The 16,081-nt window shown below is 63.8% G+C and carries 14 protein-coding genes; 5 read left to right on the top strand and 9 right to left on the bottom strand.

Annotation, left to right across the window (positions count from 1 at the left end; translation table 11 throughout):
* Nucleotides 1-121: 121 nt before the first annotated feature.
* From tkt to pgl, 5 genes are all read left to right on the top strand, one after another.
* Nucleotides 122-2,263, top strand: coding sequence for a transketolase (gene tkt / locus KBX19_RS04390; RefSeq protein ID WP_255997705.1), 2,142 nt, complete (start codon nt 122-124; stop codon nt 2,261-2,263).
* 25 nt (nt 2,264-2,288) lie between these two features.
* A complete protein-coding gene (gene tal, locus KBX19_RS04385; protein WP_255997632.1) occupies nt 2,289-3,389 on the top strand; it encodes a transaldolase in 1,101 nt (366 codons plus the stop codon).
* Nucleotides 3,390-3,524: 135 nt separating this feature from the next.
* Nucleotides 3,525-5,063: a glucose-6-phosphate dehydrogenase gene (gene zwf / locus KBX19_RS04380; protein ID WP_255997631.1), complete on the top strand. Its 1,539-nt coding sequence runs from the start codon at nt 3,525-3,527 to the stop codon at nt 5,061-5,063.
* Nucleotides 5,064-5,089: 26 nt separating this feature from the next.
* Nucleotides 5,090-6,025 carry a glucose-6-phosphate dehydrogenase assembly protein OpcA gene (locus tag KBX19_RS04375; RefSeq protein WP_005290056.1) on the top strand — a complete coding sequence of 312 codons (936 nt, stop codon included), beginning with the start codon at nt 5,090-5,092 and terminating at the stop codon, nt 6,023-6,025.
* A gap of 45 nt (nt 6,026-6,070) precedes the next feature.
* Complete coding sequence (gene pgl / locus KBX19_RS04370) at nt 6,071-6,799, top strand: 6-phosphogluconolactonase (protein WP_255997630.1); 729 nt, start codon at nt 6,071-6,073, stop codon at nt 6,797-6,799.
* 62 nt (nt 6,800-6,861) lie between these two features.
* On the opposite strand, the gene secG is transcribed toward pgl, so the two are convergent.
* The 9 genes from secG to KBX19_RS04325 form a co-directional block, all read right to left on the bottom strand.
* The gene (secG, locus tag KBX19_RS04365) at nt 6,862-7,098 is read right to left on the bottom strand and encodes a preprotein translocase subunit SecG (protein WP_005290052.1); all 237 of its coding nucleotides are present in this window, start codon (nt 7,096-7,098) and stop codon (nt 6,862-6,864) included.
* 105 nt (nt 7,099-7,203) lie between these two features.
* Nucleotides 7,204-7,995: a triose-phosphate isomerase gene (tpiA, locus tag KBX19_RS04360; protein ID WP_005290051.1), complete on the bottom strand. Its 792-nt coding sequence runs from the start codon at nt 7,993-7,995 to the stop codon at nt 7,204-7,206.
* 34 nt (nt 7,996-8,029) lie between these two features.
* Nucleotides 8,030-9,250 carry a phosphoglycerate kinase gene (gene pgk, locus KBX19_RS04355; protein ID WP_255997629.1) on the bottom strand — a complete coding sequence of 407 codons (1,221 nt, stop codon included), beginning with the start codon at nt 9,248-9,250 and terminating at the stop codon, nt 8,030-8,032.
* A 104-nt stretch (nt 9,251-9,354) separates the two neighbouring features.
* Nucleotides 9,355-10,365, bottom strand: coding sequence for a type I glyceraldehyde-3-phosphate dehydrogenase (gene gap, locus KBX19_RS04350; RefSeq protein WP_255997622.1), 1,011 nt, complete (start codon nt 10,363-10,365; stop codon nt 9,355-9,357).
* Between the two features lie 100 nt (nt 10,366-10,465).
* Entirely contained in the window at nt 10,466-11,437 is a 972-nt protein-coding gene (gene whiA, locus KBX19_RS04345; protein WP_040423690.1) for a DNA-binding protein WhiA, read from the bottom strand.
* Nucleotides 11,438-11,483: 46 nt separating this feature from the next.
* Nucleotides 11,484-12,494, bottom strand: coding sequence for a uridine diphosphate-N-acetylglucosamine-binding protein YvcK (gene yvcK, locus KBX19_RS04340; protein ID WP_255997621.1), 1,011 nt, complete (start codon nt 12,492-12,494; stop codon nt 11,484-11,486).
* A gap of 31 nt (nt 12,495-12,525) precedes the next feature.
* Nucleotides 12,526-13,404, bottom strand: coding sequence for an RNase adapter RapZ (rapZ, locus tag KBX19_RS04335; RefSeq protein WP_255997620.1), 879 nt, complete (start codon nt 13,402-13,404; stop codon nt 12,526-12,528).
* Nucleotides 13,405-13,410: 6 nt separating this feature from the next.
* Nucleotides 13,411-15,492, bottom strand: coding sequence for an excinuclease ABC subunit UvrC (uvrC, locus tag KBX19_RS04330; protein WP_255997619.1), 2,082 nt, complete (start codon nt 15,490-15,492; stop codon nt 13,411-13,413).
* Nucleotides 15,493-16,056 (bottom strand): PH domain-containing protein, encoded by a 564-nt coding sequence (locus KBX19_RS04325; RefSeq protein WP_255995356.1) that lies wholly within the window; start codon nt 16,054-16,056, stop codon nt 15,493-15,495.
* Between the last annotated feature and the right edge of the window lie 25 nt (nt 16,057-16,081).

Genomic DNA, 16,081 nt, shown 5'->3' with positions numbered 1-16,081 from the left:
CGGCGCAATGATTGCCACTAGTGTGGTGTGGAGTAATCACCCCGAACCCCCGGTAAGCGAGGACATAGTGACTTCCGAGAACTCTGACAACGCCGCACACCTGCCCGAGGAGCTGCAGGCCATGACTGTGGCCCGCTACCCGGAGGACTGGACCGACACCGACACCCGCGCCGTGGACACGGTGCGCGTGCTGGCCGCAGACGCAGTGGAGAACTGCGGCTCCGGCCACCCGGGAACGGCCATGTCGCTGGCGCCGTTGGCATACACTCTCTACCAGCGCGTCATGGTGCACGACCCAGCTGACCCGCACTGGGTCGGCCGCGACCGCTTCGTGCTGTCCAACGGTCACTCTTCCCTGACCCAGTACATCCAGCTGTACCTGGGCGGCTTCGGCCTTGAGATCGAGGACTTGGTTTCCCTGCGTACTTGGGGTTCCAAGACCCCGGGCCACCCCGAGTACAACCACACCGCCGGTGTGGAGATCACCACCGGCCCGCTGGGCCAGGGTTTGGCCTCCGCAGTGGGTATGGCGATGGCCTCGCGCCGCGAGCGCGGTCTCTTCGACCCGTCCGCCGCGCCGGGCGAGTCCCCCTTTGACCACTTCATCTACGTCATCGCCGGCGACGGTGACCTGCAGGAGGGCGTGACCTCTGAGGCTTCCTCTCTGGCGGGCACGCAAAAGCTGGGTAACCTCATTGCCTTCTGGGACGACAACCGCATCTCCATCGAGGACGACACCCAGATCGCCTTCACTGAGGATGTCATGGCCCGCTACGAGGCTTACGGCTGGCAGACCCTGACCGTTGAGTCCGGCGAGGACGTCGCTGCCATCTTGTCCGCCGTCGAGGAGGCGAAGGCCGACACCTCTCGCCCGACGATGATCCGCGTCAAGACGGTCATTGGCTACCCCGCCCCGACCATGATGAACACTGGTGCCGCGCACGGTGCCGCCCTCGGTGCTGAGGAAGTCGCGGCCACCAAGAAGGTGCTCGGCTTCGACCCGGAGGTCATGTTCGGCGTCGAGGAGAAGGTGATCAACCACACCCGCGGCCTGGCCCAGCGCGGTGCACAGGCGCACGCGCAGTGGCAAAAGCGTTTCGACGAATGGGCCTCCGCCAACCCTGACAACAAGGCCCTCTACGACCGCGTGACCGAACGCCGCCTGCCTGAGGGCTGGGCCGACGACATGCCTACCTGGGAACCCGACGCGAAGGGCCTGGCTACCCGCAAGGCATCCGAGGCCTCCATCCAGGCTGTCGCCGCGACGCTTCCGGAACTGTGGGGCGGTTCGGCCGACCTGGCTGGCTCCAACAACACCCTGATCAAGGGAGAGCCGTCCTTCGGCCCGGAATCCATCTCCACCGACATGTTCACCGCCGAGCCCTACGGCCGTAACCTGCACTTCGGTATCCGTGAGCACGCCATGGGCGCGATCATGAACGGTATTGCCCTGCACGGTGGCACCCGCGTCTACGGCGGCACCTTCCTGATCTTCTCCGAGTACCTCTACCCCTCCATCCGCGTCGCGGCTCTGTCAGGCATCGACGGCTACTACGTGTTCACCCACGACTCCATCGGCCTTGGCGAGGACGGACCGACCCACCAGCCCGTGGAAACACTGACCGCCCTGCGCGCCATCCCGGACCTGGCAGTCATCCGCCCGGCCGACGCGAACGAGACGTCCGCTGCGTGGAAGGCCGCCATCGAGGCTGACGAGCAGCCGAAGGCATTCGCCCTGTCCCGTCAGAACCTCCCCGTTCTGGAGGGCACCAAGGAGAAGGCTTTCGAGGGCGTGGCCCGCGGCGCTTATGTGCTCGTTGAAGGCTCCAACGAGACCCCGGACGTCCTGCTCATCGCGACAGGTTCCGAGGTCCAACTCGCTGTTCAAGCTGCCAGCAAGCTTGAACAGGACGGTGTCGCCACCCGTGTCGTGTCCATGCCGTCGATGGAGTGGTTCCTGCAGCAGGACCGCGAGTACATCGACTCCGTGATCCCGCCTCAGGTGCGCGCCCGCGTCTCCGTCGAAGCTGGTGTGTCCATGCCGTGGTTCCGCTTCACCGGTGACCACGGACGCAACGTCTCGCTCGAGCACTTCGGCGCGTCCGCCCCCGGTGACGAGCTGTTCAAACGCTTCGGCATCACCGCTGACGCCGTCTTCGAAGCAGCGCGTGAATCCATTGCATCCGCCAGCTCCGAATCCGCAGGCCCCGCAGACTCTGCCGCTGACCCGCAGCGCACCCGCGTCCGCGGCGACAACATCTAAGCCACCACCACTAAGGAGAACAACCATGACCGCAATCGACCGTCTCTTCGAGCTGGGCACCTCCACGTGGTTGGACGACCTGTCCCGCGACCGCATCACCTCCGGCAACCTGGAGCAGATCAAGGCTGAGAAGTCCATCGTCGGCGTGACCACCAACCCTGCGATCTTCGCCAACGCGATGTCCAAGGGCAACGCTTACGACGAGCACATCCAGCAGCTCAAGGAAGGCAAAGCCGGCGTAGATGAGGCCGTCTACGCCATGTCCATCAAGGATGTGCAGGACGCCTGCGACCTCTTCCTTGACATCTACGAGTCCACCGGCGGGCGTGACGGCCGCGTGTCCATCGAGGTGGACCCGCGCCACGCCGACGATGAGGCGCGAACTGTCTCCCATGCTGCCGAGCTGTGGGAGATGGTGGCCCGCCCGAACGTGATGATCAAGATTCCCGCAACGGACGCATCCCTGCCGGCCATCACCGCTTCCCTGGCGGCGGGCATCTCCGTCAACGTCACGCTCATCTTCTCTGTCGAGCGCTACAAGCAGGTCATCGACGCCTACAAGGAGGGCATCAAGCAGGCTGCGGCGAACGGCCACGACGTGTCCACGATCCACTCCGTAGCGTCCTTCTTCGTCTCCCGCATGGACACCGAGGTGGACAACCGCCTCGACGCCATCAGCGACGAGCACGCCGACGCAGCGCAGGAGCTCAAGGGCAAAGCCGGCGTCGCTAACGCTCGCTTGGCCTACCAGCTATTCCTCGACTCCTTCGATGACGCCGCCATGGCTGAATTGCCGGACGGTGCGAACAAGCAGCGCCCGCTGTGGGCGTCGACAGGCGTGAAGAACCCTGCCTACCCGGCAGACAGGTACGTCACGCAGCTTGCCGGCCCCGACACCGTCAACACCATGCCAGAGCCGACCATCGACGCTGCGATTGAGGGCGACAACGTCTCCGGCGACACGCTTACCGGCACAGCTGAGGACGCGCAGAAGGTCTTCGACCGGCTCGAAGCCGTCGGCATCGATATCGCTGATGTGGTCCGCGTGCTGGAGAAGGAAGGCGTGGACAAGTTCGTCGATGCCTGGCAGGAGCTCCTCGACTCCATGTTGGAGAATCTAAAATAATCAGAACCTTCATCCGGCCCTGGCGACTAAGGTTTAATGAATGAACATTGCCTGGGCCGGCACCACGGCTCAACGGTTGCTCCCCTTCTACTGGTGAGCAACCTTTCCGCTTATCTCACGAAAGGTCCGCCAGCCATGACGGAACCGGCACCCGAATGGTCCAATCCTCTTCGTAACCGCGCCGACCGGCGCCTGCCCCGCATCGCGGGACCGTCCGGCATGGTCATCTTCGGCGTGACCGGCGACCTAGCTAAGCGCAAACTTCTGCCCGCCATCTACGACCTGGCCTACCGCGGTCTTCTGCCCGCCGGCTTCACTCTCGTCGGTTTTGGCCGCAGGCCGTGGTCGAACGAAGAGTTCGAGTCTTACGTGCGCGAGCAGGTCGAAGAAGGTGCCCGCACCGATTTCGACGAGCACGTCTGGGACCGGCTCGCTGAGGGCATGCACTTTGTCCAGGGCGCGTTCGATGACGATCAGGCCTTCGACAACATGGCCGAGCTCCTCAAAGAGATGGACGCCACGCGTGGCACCGCCGGCAACTGGGCGTTCTACCTCTCTGTGCCGCCCGAGTACTTCGCCAACGTGGTTAGTCAGCTTGACCGCACCGGCATGGCCCACGGAACGGACCAGCAGTGGCGCCGCGTCATCATTGAGAAACCGTTCGGCCATAACCTGGAATCGGCCAAGGAGCTCAACGAGACGATCAACTCTGTCTTCCCGGAACGCGCGGTGTTCCGCATCGATCACTACCTGGGCAAGGAAACCGTTCAGAACATCCTCGCCTTCCGCTTCGCCAACCAGCTGTTCGAGCCGATCTGGTCCTCGCGCTACGTCGACCACGTGCAGATCACCATGGCCGAGGACATCGGTTTGGGCGGCCGTGCCGGCTACTACGACGGCATTGGCGCTGCCCGCGACGTGATCCAGAATCACCTGCTGCAGCTTTTGGCGCTTGTGGCTATGGACGAGCCGGTCAGTTTCTCGCCGCGCCAGCTGCGCTACGAGAAGCTGAAGATCCTGCGTGCCACCAAGCCCATTGGCCCGTTTGAAGAGACGACGGCCCGCGGCCAGTACACCGCCGGCTGGCAGGGCTCGGAGCAGGTCGTCGGCTTGCGCGAGGAAGAGGGCTTCGACCCGGAATCCACCACCGAGACATATGCTGCCTGCACCCTGGGCATCAATTCGCGGCGCTGGGCGGGCGTGCCGTTCTACCTCCGGACAGGCAAGCGCTTGGGCCGCCGCGTCACGGAGATCGCCCTCGTGTTCAAGAAAGCCCCGCACCAGCCGTTCGATCCTGGGCTGACCAGCCAGCTCGGTGCCAACACCCTAGTCATCCGTGTCCAACCGGACGAGGGCATTCTGCTGCGCTTCGGCTCCAAAGTGCCCGGCTCCACGATGGAGGTCCGCGACGTCAACATGGACTTCTCCTACGCCGAAGCGTTCACCGAGGAGTCGCCGGAAGCCTACGAACGCCTCATTCTCGACGCGCTTCTCGACGAAACCGGCCTCTTCCCCACCTCCGCCGAGGTCGAGCGCTCCTGGGAGATCCTCGACCCGATCCTGGACTACTGGGCTGAAAACGGCCGCCCGGACGAGTACCCCGCCGGCACGTGGGGTCCGTCATCCGCCGATGAGATGATGCACGCTGCCGGCCGCACCTGGCGCCGCCCCTAGCAGGAAAGAACCAGAGAAGGAACACCATGTACGTCACCCTCTCCGATACGTCCACCCGGGACATCGCCAAGCTTCTCCTGGACACGCAAGAGAACCACTCGTTGGCTACTGGCCGCGTGCTCACCCTCATCGTCGTTGCCGACATCAACGATGATGTCGAGTCCATCCTCGACCAGGTGCGCGTGGCTTCCCATGAGCACCCCTCGCGTGTGCTCATGCTCATCACCGGCAATGTTGACGGCCCATCCTCGCTCGATGCGCAGGCCATCCTGGCTGCGGACGCCGGGGCCTCCGAGATCGTCGTGATGGACCTGCACGGCGAGCTCGCGCGGAACCTCGATTCCGTCGTCACGCCTTTGCTCTTGCCGGACACCCCGATTGTCGCGTGGTGGCCGTCGACGGCGCCGGCGCGCCCGAGTGAGCACCCGCTCGGCCGCATCGCGCACCGCCGCATTACCAACGCCCGTGAGAACGTCAGCGGCAACGCCCTGCTGCGTCTGAAGAACGGCTACGCGCCCGGGGATTCGGACATGCTGTGGTCGCGCATCACCCACTGGCGCGGTGTGGTGGCCTCCGCTTTCGACGCGTACCCGCGTGACCCGGTCACCTCCGTCGACATTGATGGCCCGGACGACAACCCGAGTGTCGATATCGCCGCCGGCTGGCTCTCCGCCTCTCTCGGCGTTGAGGTGCGGCGTATCGCGAGCGAGCAGTCGGCGTCAGAGCCGTCACGCTTGTTCCCTATCCGCCGTCTGACCCTGCACCGTGACTCCGGGCCTGTGAAAGTCGAAATCAAGGACGACAAGACGCTGAGCGTGAAGATCCCGGGCGTTGCAGAAGCCTTCGTGGCCATGAGCGTGCGCAGCGACGCCGACTGTCTCGCGGAGGAACTGCGCCACCTTGACCCCGACTGGGCGTACTCTCAAGCACTCAAGTCTCTGCCCAACGTTAAAGTTGTCTAGAGTCGAAGACGAGCTGTTTTTCAAGGCTTTCAAGGAGCGATCACAATGACTACCGTCAGGAACGTCCCCAACCTCGATGTGCTTATCGACGAAGCATCCACCCAGTTCGTCGAGACCATCGAAACCATCGTGTCTACCCCCACCGGTGGGGTGCACGGGGACGGGATCGCGCGCGTAGTGTTCACCGGCGGTGGCGCCGGCATCAAGCTCCTGTCCCGCCTCGTCCGTGCGAAGATCGATTGGACCCGCGTCCACGTGTTCTTCGGCGATGAGCGCAACGTGCCCGTGTACGATCCGGACTCTAACGAGGGCCAGGCGCGGTACGCGCTGCTCAACCACGTCAATATTCCGGAGGCGCACATTCACGGGTACCGCCCGGGCAGCGGGCAGCTCGATGAAGCGGCCTCGAACTACGAGGATGCCATCCGCAGGCACGCCCCCGACGGCTTCGACCTGCACCTGATGGGCATGGGACCCGACGGACACGTCAACTCGCTGTTCCCCAACTCGGAGCAGCTGGATGAGACCGAAAAACTCGTCGTCGCCGTCACCGAGTCCCCGAAGCCGCCGGCCGAGCGCCTGACCCTCACTTACCCGGGCATTTCACGCGCCGAGGAGGTCTGGCTCCTCGTTTCTGGCTCCGAGAAAGCCGAGGCCACCGCTGCCCTGCTGAAGGACTCCCCGACTCCGCAGTGGCCCGTCAGCCGCGTCCCGGAGCTGGCCAACACCACGCTCTTCGTCACCGACGACGCCTACGGCGAATCCACGAACTAGGCGCAGACAGCAGAAAAGGCCGGGATCATTCCCGGCCTTTGTTCGTGTGCTTGTCTGACTGCTTACAGCCCGTACGCCTGAATCAGAAGGAGCGCAATGATGCAGACGATCCAGATGATCGCGACTGCCACGGTGTAGCGGTTGAGGTTCTTCTCCACCACAGTCGAACCGGACAAGTTCGCCTGAACGCCGCCACCGAACAGGGAGGACAAGCCGCCGCCTTTGCCCCTGTGGAGCAGGACCAAAATAGTCATCAAAAGCGAGGTGATGACCAGGATGATCTGAAGAGCCAGCGTCATGGGGTGTGTGCCTCCGAAGTTGGGTGCGGTTAACCGTTCACATGTTACACCAGCACGGTGCCACGCTCTGAATCGGCGCGCACGGTGCTGGTGTTCGGTACCCGTTTATGCCTGGGCGCGGACTGCGTCGCCAGCGGCTGCAACGAGCTTGGCAAAGTCCTCGCCGTCGAGCGATGCGCCGCCGACCAGACCGCCGTCAACATCCGGCTGGCCGATGATGTCGGCAATCGTGTCGGTCTTGACCGAGCCGCCGTACAGGATACGGATGCCGGCTGCGACCTCATCCCCTGCGAGTTCGGCGATCAGACCGCGGATAGCTTTGCAGATCTCCTGAGCATCTTCAGCGGATGCGCTCTTCCCGGTTCCGATAGCCCAGACCGGCTCGTACGCAATGACGATCTCAGACAGCTGGGAGGTCTCCAGCTCGGCCAGGGACTCGCGGGTCTGCTCGACCACGAAGTTCACGTGGTCCCCTGCCTCGCGCACATCGAGCTGCTCACCGACGCAAATGATCGGCGTGACGCCCTGGGACAGTGCGGCCTTCGCCTTCTGGGAGACGAGCTCATTGGACTCGGCGTGGTATTCGCGGCGCTCGGAGTGACCGACGACAACCCACGTGCAGTCCAGCTTGGCCAGCATCGGCGCGGAGATCTCACCGGTGTAGGCGCCGGACTCGTGTGCGGATACATCCTGCGCACCGTAAGTGATCTGCAGGTTGTCGCCCTGGACGAGCGTCTGCAGGGAACGCAGGTCGGTGAACGGGACGGTCAGTGCGACATCAACGTCCTCGTAGTAGTCCTTCGGCAGTGCGAAGGCGAGACGCTGCGCCTGGGAGATCGCCTCGAGGTGGTCGTGGTTCATTTTCCAGTTGCCAGCGATAAGGGGCTTACGTGCCATGAAAATCTTCCTTTCGGCTTATCCGTTGGTCCGCTTAGTTTTGCTCGAGGACGGAGACGCCGGGCAGTTCCTTGCCCTCGACGAGCTCGAGAGAAGCGCCGCCGCCGGTGGAAATGTGAGAGAAGCCGTCCTCGTCGAGCCCGAGCACGCGTACCGACGCTGCGGAGTCGCCGCCGCCGACGACCGTGAAAGAGCCGTTGTTGGCGGTAGCGTCAATCATCGCCTGTGCGACAGCGCGGGTGCCGTCGGCGAAGTTCGGCTTCTCGAAGACACCCATCGGGCCGTTCCAAAACACGGTCTTAGAGTCGGCGATGATCTCCGCGTACTTCTTAGCGGTCTCGGGGCCGATGTCGAGGGAGAGCCAGCCCTCCGGGATGCCGTCGAGGTCGACGGTCTTGCGCTCAGCGTCGTTGTCGAACTCGGAAGCGGCCACCAGGTCGACCGGGAGGACGATCTTGTCGCCGTACTTCTCAATGAGCTCCTTGCAAGTGTCCACCATCTCCTCCTGGAGCAGAGACTCCTGGGTGTTGTGCCCCTGAGCAGTGAGGAAGGTGTAGCACATGCCGCCACCGATGATGACGTGATCGGCCTTCTCCGCGAGTGCCTCGATCACACCGAGCTTGTCAGAGACCTTCGAGCCGCCGAGCACGACGATGTACGGGGCGGTCGGATTGTCCTTGATCGCGGCGAGCTTGTCCACTTCGTCCTGGACGAGGTAGCCGGCGTATGCAGGCAAACGCTTGGCCACGTCGTACACCGAGGCCTGCGCGCGGTGCACCACACCGAAACCGTCGGAAACAAACGCACCGTCATCAGCTGCGAGAGCTGCGAGCTCGTCGGCGAAGCTCTCACGCTCAGACTCATCCTTGGAGGTTTCGCGGGCATCGAAGCGCACGTTCTCGACGAGCAGCATATAGCCCTCGGACAGGCCGTTGGCACGCTCATGCGCGTCCTCGCCCGTCACATCAGATGCGAGTGCGACGTACTGGCCCAGGCGCTCGGACAAAGCCTCAGCAACCGGCTTGAGGGAGTACTTCGGGTTCACCTCACCCTTCGGGCGGCCCAGGTGGGCGGTGAGGATGACCTTGGCGCCACCGTCGATAAGCGCCTGGATGGTGGGCAGAGATGCGTCGATACGCCCTGCGTCGGTGATGTTGCCGTCGTCGTCGAGCGGGACGTTGAAATCGGAGCGCACGAGCACGTGGCGGCCGTCGACGCCCTCCTTGAGCAGCTCGTCGATGGAACGTACAGCCATGATTGTCTATCTCCTTGAAGTGTGTCAGCGTAAGTGAAAGCCCGGGAAGGAGTGAGCACTCCCCCGGGCTTCAAGCTAGGGACGCACGGGGTGCGCGCCCCTGCTTAGAGGTTGTCAGCGACGTGCTTGGTCATGCGGATGTACTGGGAGGTGTAGGAGTACTCGTTGTCGTACCACGAGATGATCTTCACCAGGTTGCCGTCGATCACGCGGGTCATGCCAGCGTCGAAGATGGCGCCGTGGGAGTTGCCGATGATGTCGGAGGAGACGATCGGGTCCTCGGTGTACTCCAGCGCACGGCCGAACTCCGGGTCCTGGACAGCGTTCTTGACAGCCTCATTGACCTCGTCGACCGTGACGTCGCGGCCAACGTTGACGGTCAGGTCCGTGGCGGAACCAGTGATGGTCGGCACACGCATCGCGAAGCCGTCAAGCTTGCCTTCCAGCTCCGGCAGAACCAGGGCGACAGCCTTAGCAGCGCCGGTGGTGGTCGGAACGATGTTCTGGGCAGCAGCGCGGGCGCGGCGCAGGTCCTTGTGCGGAGCGTCCTGCAGGCGCTGGTCGCCGGTGTAGGCGTGGATGGTGGTCATCAGGCCGTTCTGGATGCCGAATGCATCGTTGAGCACTTTGGCAACCGGAGCCAGGGAGTTGGTGGTGCAGGATGCGGCGGAGATGATCTTGGAGTCAGCGTTGTAGTCGGTGTGGTTCACACCCCACACGTAGGTGCCGTCGACGTTCTTGCCCGGTGCGGAGATGATGACCTTCTTGGCGCCAGCATCGATGTGTGCCTGCGCCTTCTCGCCGTCGGTGAAGATACCGGTGGATTCCAGGACGATGTCGACGTTAGCGTCGCCCCATGCCAGGTTCGCCGGGTCCTTCTCAGCGGTGACCTCAATGCGCTTGCCGTCGATGGTCAGGGAGTTGTCGTCGTACTCGACCTCGTGGCCCAGCTGGCCGTAAGCGGTGTCGTACTTGATCAGGTGAGCCAGGGTCTCGTTGTCGGTCAGATCGTTGATCTTCACAACCTCGAGCTCGTCCGCGTAGTTTTCCAGGATGATGCGGAATGCGGAGCGGCCGATGCGGCCGAAACCGTTAATGCCGATGCGGGTGGTCACTGAATTTCTCCTTTTATCGGATTGGTGTCGTGGCACGTCGTGCCCTCACCACCCAAGTGTAGAGAATTGCAGGCACCCCTGCAGGTGCTTTTCCGCGGCTCTAACTGTCCTCAGCGACGGCGGCATTTGTGTCGGGAATCCCCAGCTCTTTCGCCCGCTTGTCGGCCAACGACAGCAGGCGGCGGATGCGGCCAGCGACAGCATCTTTGGTCATTTGCGGATCAGCGAGACGGCCGAGTTCCTCCAGCGACGCGTGACGGTGTTTGACGCGGAGGTAGCCAGCGTCGGCAAGGTGTTCCGGCACGTCGTCGCCGAGGATCGACATCGCTCGGTCGACGCGGGCAGCCGCGGCTGCAGCAGCTTGGGCCGAACGGCGCTGGTTCGCGTCGTCGAAATTGGCGTGGTGGCTAGCGGACTGCTTCGCTTGGCGCTTCTTGCGCTTCTCGTCCCACTCGAGGCGCACGCGGGGTGCGCCCATGCGGGAGAGCAGAATCCCGATCGCGTCGCCGTCGCGCAGATAGACGCGCTCGGTGCCGCGCGTCTCCTTCGTCTTCGCAGCGACGGACAGGCGGCGGGCGAGCCCCACCAGCGCCAGTGCTGTCTCCTGGCGCGGGCAGACGACCTCCAGCGCTGAGGTGCGGCCGGGTTCGGTGAGCGAGCCGCGCGCCAGGAAGGCCCCGCGCCACGCTGCTTCCACCTCTGCGATGGTGCCGGAGATGATGTGGCGCGGTAAGCCCACCACGGGGTGTCCGGATGCGGTGACCAATCGGAAGCGGCGGATGACATCGCGGGCACCGTCGGTGACCTTGACCTCGTAGCGCACGTCGCGGGATTGGCTCCCCGGCGAAGAGGACGTCACGTCGACTTTCACGTCACACACGTCGCGGATGGTGGCGGCCAAGTGGTCGGCGACGGAGCGTTCCGCGAAATCGGCGCGCAACTCAATGCCGCGCAGCCCCTGGTCGAATTCTCCGGCGACGCGCAGCATCGCGGTTGCTTCGGCAATGCGCGCGTCAGTGCTGGAGGGGTTCACACCCAACAGCTCATCTTTGACCTGTGCTGTCAATGCCACCGTGTCGCCTCTCTTCGTGTCGGATGGGGACAATCTCCCCAAAAGCTTAGTTTCCGCGCAGCAGCGAAGTGATGGCAGCTGCAAGTTTCTCCGGATCGTGCCTGTTCGTGCACTGGTTATCCTCGTCGCGCTCACACATGTCGGCGAAAGTGATCGCAGCACCGGCGCCTTCTGCCGCCCGTTCAAGGTAGGAACGCTCTCCTGGCGAGAGCTGAATATTGGAGTCGGCGAGGAAGTAGTCCACCTTTAACTCCGGGGCGTGCTGGTTGAACACATGGATGTGGCGTTCGGTGGTGAAGCCAGGGGTCTCCCCCTGCTCCGGCGACAGGTTGAGGATGACGACGACCTTGGCTGGAGTATTGCGTAGCGCCTCGACGATCTCCGGAACCAGCAGGTGCGGGATCACCGACGAGAACCACGAGCCTGGACCAATGGTGACCACGTCGGCGCTCATGATGGCGTCGATCGCGGCAGGGTTCGCCGCAGGCTCCTCTGGGATCAAGCGCACACGCCTGACGGAGCCCGGTGTCGTCGCCACAGCCACCTGCCCGCGCACGGCGCGGAGGACACGGAAGTCGTCGTCAAGCCCGGCGACCTCAGCCTCGATGTCGAGCGGCTGCAGCGCAACCGGCAGAACGCGCCCAGTGCTGTCTGTCCATGACCCCACGGTGTCCAAGGCGAGCTGAATGTCGTCGGAGGCTTCGGTCATGCCGGCGATCATCAGGTTGCCCACGGCGTGCCCCGCCATGGCGCCGTTTCCGCCGAAACGATGCTGCAGCACCTTCTTCCACACTGCGCCTTCTTCGGTGGGCGGTGTCAGCGCGGCCATCGCCATGCGCAGGTCGCCCGGCGGCACAATGGACAATTCGCGGCGCAGGCGACCCGAGGAGCCGCCGTCGTCGGCGACGGTGACGATCGCGTTGACGCGGCAGGTCTCGGGGCTGCAGCCGTCGCCAAGCTGTGCCCCCGCAATCTCGCGCGCGGCGAGCAAAGTCTGGTGCAGGCCGTGACCGCCGCCTAGGCTGGCCACGCTGAGAACATCGCGATGTTCGGTCATGGGAGTGATCTCCTCTTTCCTAGCGTGGCGTTTAGTTCCGGTTGAGGTCGCGGTGCATGACGGACACACCGACATCGCCACGCTCATTCAACCGCCGACCGATCTCTTCCGACACCGCGACAGATCGGTGATGCCCACCGGTGCAACCAATACCGACGGTGACGAAGTCTTTGCCCTCGTGCTTGTAACCAGCCATCATGGAGCTGAGCAGGTTCACCACACCGTCGACGAACTCATCAGCGCCTGGCCGCGACAGCACATAATCGCTGACAGGGGCATCAATGCCGCGGAAATCACGCAGCTCCTCGATCCAGTACGGGTTCGGCAGAAAGCGCACATCGAGCACAAGGTCCGCGTCGCGCGGCGAGCCATGCTTGAAACCGAAGGATTCAATGGTCACGTGCTGCTTCGTTGAATCCAGGTCACCGACAGACGCTTCGATGGCGCGCCGCAGATCGTGGATGGACAGGTTGGACGAGTCAATGATCACGTCTGCTGCCTGACGCACGCGCGCCAACTCTGCCCGCTCGCGGGTGATCCCGACATGCAGCGGATTGTCGTCCTGCAGCGGGTGGGTGCGGCGCACACTGTCGAACCGCCTGATCAGCACATCATCGCGGGCCTCGAGGAAGAGCACGAAGGGGTTGTAACCGCGCTCGTGCGCCTTGTCGATGACGTCCATGAGCGAACCCTTGAAGATGCGGGCGCGCACATCTGTCACCACGGCGAGCCTGTCCACGGGCGAGCTTTTCTCCGCCGCGAGGTCCATCAGCTCGATGATCAGCTGCGGCGGCAGGTTCTGGGAGACGAAGTACCCCTTGTCCTCGAAGACGCGCGCCGCCGAGGACAGCCCTCCGCCGGACATGCCGGTGATGATCACTGGTCGCAGTTCAGATGCCATGGACACCATTTTAAGCTATTCGCTTGACGACGGATCCTTGCGCAAATGCTGCCACACCGTCTCCGCCAGTTTCGGGCCGATTCCCGGCACTTCCTCAATCTCTTCGGCGCTGGCTGCTTTGAGGTTCTTCACACTGCCGAAGTGCTTCACCAAGTCGCTGCGGCGGGCTGGGCCGAGGCCGGGGATGCCGTCGAGGGCAGACGCCCGCATTCGCTTCGACCGCTGCTGCCGGTGGTAGGTAATGGCGAAGCGGTGGGCTTCGTCGCGGATCTGCTGCAGCAGGTACATGCCCTCGGAGTTGCGCGGGAGGATGAGCGGTTCGTCGTCGTCGGGCACCCACACTTCCTCGAGGCGCTTGGCCAGGCCGATGAGAGTGACGTCTACAATGCCCAACTCATCGAACACCGCTTGGGCGGCGTTGACCTGCGGCTTGCCGCCGTCGACGATGAACAGCTGCGGCGGGTAGGCGAAGCGCTTGTTGCCTGTGGATTCCACTGCTGAGTCTTCTTCGTCGTCGAAGACCTGGTCGCTTTCTTCCGGGTTGGCCAGCTTATCTTCGTTGTGGCGCTTGAAGCGGCGGCGGGTGACTTCCGCAATGGAGCCGACGTCATCCGAACGCCCGTCGCCCGCGGCTTCCTTGATGCGGTAGCGGCGGTAGTCCGCCTTTTTGGGCAGTCCGTCTTCGAAGACGACGAGAGACGCCACGACATCAGTGCCCTGGATGTGGGAGATATCGGTGCACTCAATGCGCAACGGGGCCTCGTCCATCATCAACGCGTCTTGAATGTCCTGCAACGCCTGGGAGCGCGCAGTGAGGTCGCCGACGCGCTTGAGCTTGTGCTGGCGCAGTGACTCCTTCGCGTTGCGGTGCACGGTCTCCATGAGAGACTTCTTGTCGCCGCGCTGCGGCACGCGGAATGACACTGGCCCGCCGCGCAACTTCTCCAGCAGAGCCTGGGTCTCCTCCGCCTCCGCCGGCATGACCTCCACGAGGATCTCGCGCGGCACCGGCATCGGCTGCTTCACCTGTGCGCGCGACTCTTGGTCCACGCCGCGGCGGCGGACCTTCTTCGCAGCCAAACGCTCGTCTTCAGCTTGCTCCTGCTCCATCCGCTCAACGGCATCGGAGTAGTACTGCACGAGGAAGTTCTGCATGAGGACGGGCAGGGCGGGGTCGTCCTGGCCTTCGTCGAGACGCTCCATGGAGCCCGGCTCATCACCGGTCTTCTCCACGACCCACCCCCGTTGGGAACGGATGCGGCCGTCGCGGACAGTGAAGATCTGCACGGCGGCCTCGAGCTCGTCGGTGTCGAAGGCGATGACATCCGCATCAGTGTCGATGGACAGCACGACCGTCTGCTTCTCCATCACCTTGTTCACGGCGCCCAGATCGTCGCGCAGCCGGGCGGCTTTTTCGAACTCGAGGTTCTCGCTCGCCTCCATCATCTGGGAGGTGAGACCCTTCACTACGGCATCGGTGCGGCCGGACATGAAGCCCATGAAGCCGTTCACAATGTCGTCGTACTCCGGCTCGCTCACGCGCGACACGCACGGCGCCGAGCACTTGTCGATGTACCCCAGTAGGCACGGCCGCCTTAGCTGTTCGTGCCGGTTGAACACGCCGTTGGAGCACGTGCGAATCGGGAACACGCGCGTGAGCAGGTCCAAGGTTTCGCGCACCGCCCACGCATGCGAGAAGGGGCCGAAGTAACGCACGCCTTTGCGCCGCGGACCGCGGTAGAAGAACGCCCGCGGGTACTTCTCCCCTACGCTCACCGCGAGCATTGGGTAGGTCTTGTCGTCGCGGTACATGACGTTGAACCACGGGTCGTACCGTTTGATCCACGTGTATTCGAGCTGCAGCGCCTCGACCTCGCTGGCTACGACCGTCCACTCGACCTTGGCAGCCGTGAAGACCATCTGACGCGTGCGCGGGTGGAGCGTTTGCGGCGGCTGGAAGTAGTTGTTCAGCCGGGAGCGCAGGTTCTTCGCCTTGCCCACGTAGACGACGCGGCCGGCGCCGTCACGGAATTTGTAGACGCCCGGATCAGTGGGGATTGTTCCCGGTGCCGGGCGGTAGGACTCTGGGTTAGCCATCTAGTCCTCGGGCATGTACTGGGCTTCGAGCTCGCGGAAGTCCTTCACCGCAGCCACAGCGCGTTCTTTGTCGGCGGACTGGATCGCCCACAGCGGCACGTATTCGAACTCCGGCAACTCCAACCGCGCCATGCGCGACCCGCGCGGGAATGCCAAACCGTAGATGACCACCCACGGGTAGAAGCGTGTGCCGATGATGTTGCGCACCTCCACGCCGTCCTCGTTCGCCCGCACACGTGGCCGCGACAAGCCCCACCAGGTGAATGCGGACAGAATCAGGCCGATGCCCGGGAAAGCGAGCTTGTCCAGTGTCGTGATAGCGGCGCCTGTGAACTCGATGTCGACGACTGCCCCCATGAAGATGTGCACAGCCATGATCACCACGATGGCGATCACCGCAATGCGCTTGAGTGCCGGAGACGTTGCCTCGAACTTCCACGGCTTCGTCGAGGTCACGGCATGGGGGTCGAGGGCGTTGAAGTATGCGAGTTCCTCATCGCTCAACGGCGCCCGCTTGTCAGGGCTGGTCATCTCGGGGCTGTCGGAACTGGTGTCAGGGCTCATCTCACTGGCCATCCTAGTGTTCGCG

This window comes from Corynebacterium sp. CCUG 71335 (assembly GCF_024454075.1).
Taxonomy (GTDB): domain Bacteria; phylum Actinomycetota; class Actinomycetes; order Mycobacteriales; family Mycobacteriaceae; genus Corynebacterium; species Corynebacterium genitalium.
The sequence above is the reverse complement of the archived record's forward strand: the minus strand, read 5'-3'. Positions and strand labels throughout refer to the sequence as shown.

Excerpts from the sequence above, each read along its gene's own strand:
- tpiA (WP_005290051.1), bottom strand. The coding sequence starts at position 7,995 with ATGGCACGTAAGCCCCTTATCGCTGGCAACTGGAAAATGAACCACGAC.
- secG (WP_005290052.1), bottom strand. The coding sequence starts at position 7,098 with ATGACGCTGGCTCTTCAGATCATCCTGGTCATCACCTCGCTTTTGATG.
- tal (WP_255997632.1), top strand. The coding sequence starts at position 2,289 with ATGACCGCAATCGACCGTCTCTTCGAGCTGGGCACCTCCACGTGGTTG.
- tkt (WP_255997705.1), top strand. The coding sequence starts at position 122 with ATGACTGTGGCCCGCTACCCGGAGGACTGGACCGACACCGACACCCGC.
- KBX19_RS04375 (WP_005290056.1), top strand. The coding sequence starts at position 5,090 with ATGTACGTCACCCTCTCCGATACGTCCACCCGGGACATCGCCAAGCTT.
- yvcK (WP_255997621.1), bottom strand. The coding sequence starts at position 12,494 with ATGACCGAACATCGCGATGTTCTCAGCGTGGCCAGCCTAGGCGGCGGT.
- pgk (WP_255997629.1), bottom strand. The coding sequence starts at position 9,250 with ATGGCTGTACGTTCCATCGACGAGCTGCTCAAGGAGGGCGTCGACGGC.
- KBX19_RS04325 (WP_255995356.1), bottom strand. The coding sequence starts at position 16,056 with ATGAGCCCTGACACCAGTTCCGACAGCCCCGAGATGACCAGCCCTGAC.
- pgl (WP_255997630.1), top strand. The coding sequence starts at position 6,071 with ATGACTACCGTCAGGAACGTCCCCAACCTCGATGTGCTTATCGACGAA.
- zwf (WP_255997631.1), top strand. The coding sequence starts at position 3,525 with ATGACGGAACCGGCACCCGAATGGTCCAATCCTCTTCGTAACCGCGCC.
- rapZ (WP_255997620.1), bottom strand. The coding sequence starts at position 13,404 with ATGGTGTCCATGGCATCTGAACTGCGACCAGTGATCATCACCGGCATG.
- uvrC (WP_255997619.1), bottom strand. The coding sequence starts at position 15,492 with ATGGCTAACCCAGAGTCCTACCGCCCGGCACCGGGAACAATCCCCACT.